2 protein-coding genes and 1 pseudogene are annotated in these 3,243 nt (G+C 69.5%); all 3 read right to left on the minus strand.

The genetic code is table 11. From position 1 onward, the window contains the following. A partial coding sequence (locus tag I5G_RS19055) for a right-handed parallel beta-helix repeat-containing protein (RefSeq protein WP_022880485.1) occupies nucleotides 1–1,496 on the minus strand: 1,496 nt, incomplete at its 3' end. Next, nucleotides 1,489–2,775 (minus strand): glycosyltransferase, encoded by a 1,287-nt coding sequence (locus tag I5G_RS19060; RefSeq protein ID WP_148286551.1) that lies wholly within the window; start codon nucleotides 2,773–2,775, stop codon nucleotides 1,489–1,491. The genes I5G_RS19055 and I5G_RS19060, both read right to left, overlap by 8 nt. 73 nt (nucleotides 2,776–2,848) lie before the next feature. After that, nucleotides 2,849–3,243, minus strand: a pseudogene (locus tag I5G_RS26090) (hypothetical protein); the annotation flags it as partial.

The following is a 3,243-nucleotide window of genomic DNA, read 5'->3' on the forward strand; positions in this document are numbered from 1 at the left end:
GACCACATCGCGACGACCTCCTGCCCGACGCCGTGGAAGGTGTTCCCCGTGATGTCTGCGCGGGCGTCCTCGGCCAGTTCGATTCCGAACCCGGATGCCACCCGCACGTCGTTGTCGCGGATGATCACGGCCGCCCCGGTGAGCTCGACCGCGATGCGGCGCCCGGAGAGACGGGAGTCGGACACGGTGGCATCCGTGATCTTCCCGGAGACGTCGAGCGCGCGCAGGTCGGACGACGCGAGATCGGCATCGGCCACCGTAAGGCCCGTCGACGGGCCCTCGACGAGCACGGCGCTGCGGGCCTCCGCGACCTCGGTACCGCGGATCTCCGTCGTGTCGGTGGAGATCACCCGCACCCCGCCTTCGCGGTTGTCCCGCACGTGCGAACCGGTGAGGGTGAATCCCTTCGTGGGGCTGAGCCCGTACCCGCCCGAGGTGGGACCGTCGGCGAGAGCGGAGCCGTCCACACGGATGCCCCAGCCGGTGGAGCCCGAGACCGTGGTGTCCGTGATCTTCGTGCCCGGGGACTGACGCGAGACGGAGATCCCGTCGCCGCCGGACCCCGTGATCGTCGTCCGTTCGACGGTGGTGTCCGAGGCACCGTTGGTGACCTCCATACCGGTGAGCGTCGAATTCTCGATCGTGGTGTCCTGAACGACGGCCTGGGTCGTGTCGGAGAAGAACACCCCGTAGTGCAAACCCTTGATCGCGGTGGAGATGAGGGCGGCCGAGGCGCGGTCATCCCCGGTCCCCGTGACGGCCAACCCCCCGGTGCGACCGCTCCAGTAACCGAGGTCGTCCAGCTGCGCGTATCTCATCGCGATCACGCCGTCACGCGCTCGGATGTAGGCGCGACCGTCGTCTTCGTCGAGGTCGGCGGCGGCGGTCGACTCGTCCCAGGACGTGAAGACGAAGGGGTCGTCCTCCGCACCGATGACCCCGAGGCCACCGCCCCAGGTCACGATGCTCGTGGTCCCCGACGCCGAACTCGCCATCCGCAGAGTCCCTCCGCCGAGGAAGTCGAGTTCCGCGCCGCGGCGGATCACGACGTTCCGCAGGAGCGTCGCCGTGCGCGCGTCATCGATCCGGGCCGCACCCACCGCGGCGAGGTCGGCCACGGTGTAGACGGTCCCCTGCGCGCTCTTCGGCACCAGAACGACGGTGTTCCACTTGTCCACGAGGGCAGGGTCGCCGGGCGCCAGCGCCGCCACGGCTGTGAGCCGCTCGTCCTCCGCCGCGACCAACTCGGCGGGGGTCTTCGGAGCGGCCGGGGCGTCGGTGGCAGTCGGGGTCGGCGCCTCCCCTACGACGGGGCCGCTCGGCGCGTCGGCGCGGAACCACGGGAGGAACGTCCCCGTGTGGACGAAGTTCCCCACGAGCACGACGCCCACCACGAGCACGATCACGGCGAGGACCATGAGCACACGGGCCACCCCGCGGATGGCCGGATGCGTATCGCCGCGCTCCTGCGCGGTCAGGGCACCGTCGTCAGCCACGCGTCGGCTCCGTCGTCGACGGGGCGGGTGCGCCCAGACCGACGCTCGCGGCGGACTGCCCCTCGCCGCCCAGGCTCGCCTCGGTCTGCCCCTCGCCGCCTTGGGTGTCGGCCGAACGAGTGAGCCAGCCCTGCTTGTTCATGGTGAACAGCGCGTACACCTTGATCGGAAGGGAGACGAAGATGATGACGAGCGTCACGAGGGGCAGCAGGACGATGTCTTCCGGACGCCGCCACAGGTGGGACATCCCGCGGATGCCACGGCCCACGAACATCCACACGATGGCGAGGATCAGCCCGACCGTCGGGTGCTCGGTGCGCACGGCCAGGACCACGTACGCGAGCGCGACGAACATCGTGAACGGTGTCAGCAGGATCTGCATCATGGTGATCTGCGAGATCAGCGGCACCTTGAAGATCCAGCCGCGGCGGATCGCGGTGAGGTAGCACCGGTAGGAGTTGCGGCTCCAGCGCACACGCTGCTTGACGAACGCCCGGAACGTCCCGGGGAACATCGACAGCGCGCGAGCGCTGTCCTGGTGCGTGACACGGAACCCCTGCGAGAGCACGAGCCAGGTCATCCGCCCGTCGTCGCCCGCCACGCATTCCTTGCCGAGGAAGATCTCGTGCTCCAGTTCCTCGACGCGGGGCTGGATCGCCGAGGTGCGGTAGGCCGCGGTGCGGCCCGACGCGCAGATCACGCCACCGAACCGTCCCATGGCGGGCGCGTAGTCCGTGCAGCGGAGGTCGATGATCCAGTCCGCGACCCGGCGCCACACGCTCGACTTCGGGAGGTAGACGTTCTGCCGCGTGCTGACCGCGCCGACCGCCGGGTCGATGAAGGGCATCTGGACGGCGTCGAGCATGCCGTCCTCCCACGCGGTGTCCGAGTCGATGAACACGATCAATTCGGTGTCCACCATGCGGATGCCGACGCCCAGCGCCGAACGCTTGCCGCGGTGCCGGAACATCACGACGTCGACGGTCGGGATCTGCAGGGCCTCGATCCGCTGCTGCGCCTCGACGTCGGCGATGTCGAGCACGATGATGATGCGCGACGGCCCCTGGCGCACCCACGTCTGCAGACACCGCAGGAGGACATCAGGGTCTTCGTGGAAGGACGGGACGACGACGGTCGTCGTTGTCCGGAAGTCGTTGCGGACGGGGCGCGACGTCGCGGCCAGGAGCTTGCGGACGATCCAGAAACCCCACGAGACGATGCCGAGATATCCGAACGGCAGCAGCCACATCAGCTGCTCTCCGAAAGACCCGTGGCCCACGTGTTCTCCCCGTGACGTCGGCGAATACGCCGAATTGCGGCCCGGGGAGACAGTGAAGATTACCGCGTCCGTGTTACGCGCACGCAACGTCCGTGAGGGACACGCCAGACGGGACGCTGTTGTCGCAGCCGACGACGTTGCCCTGTCCACGGGCCGGGCCGACGACGGCGACCCCGACGCCGCCCGCCCCGGGGCGCAGGTCGTTCCCCGTCACGACGTTCGCGGTCCCCCACGGGGGCAGGATGACGTGGATGCTCACGGCATCCACCGATCCCGCGACGGTGTTCCCCTCGAGCCGCCAGTCGGACCCTTTCAGGTCCACGGCGCTGTCCACGACGGACGCGGAACCGACGGACAAGGACGAGTCGCGGACGACCCCGCCGGTCGTGCCCTCCTTGACATCGAGCGCCTCCGCCGTGGTGTCGCTCACCACCAGGTCGGTGAAGGTGTGCGGTCGCGCGTCGGGCC

This window comes from Microbacterium sp. B19 (genome assembly GCF_000333395.1).
GTDB lineage: Bacteria > Actinomycetota > Actinomycetes > Actinomycetales > Microbacteriaceae > Microbacterium.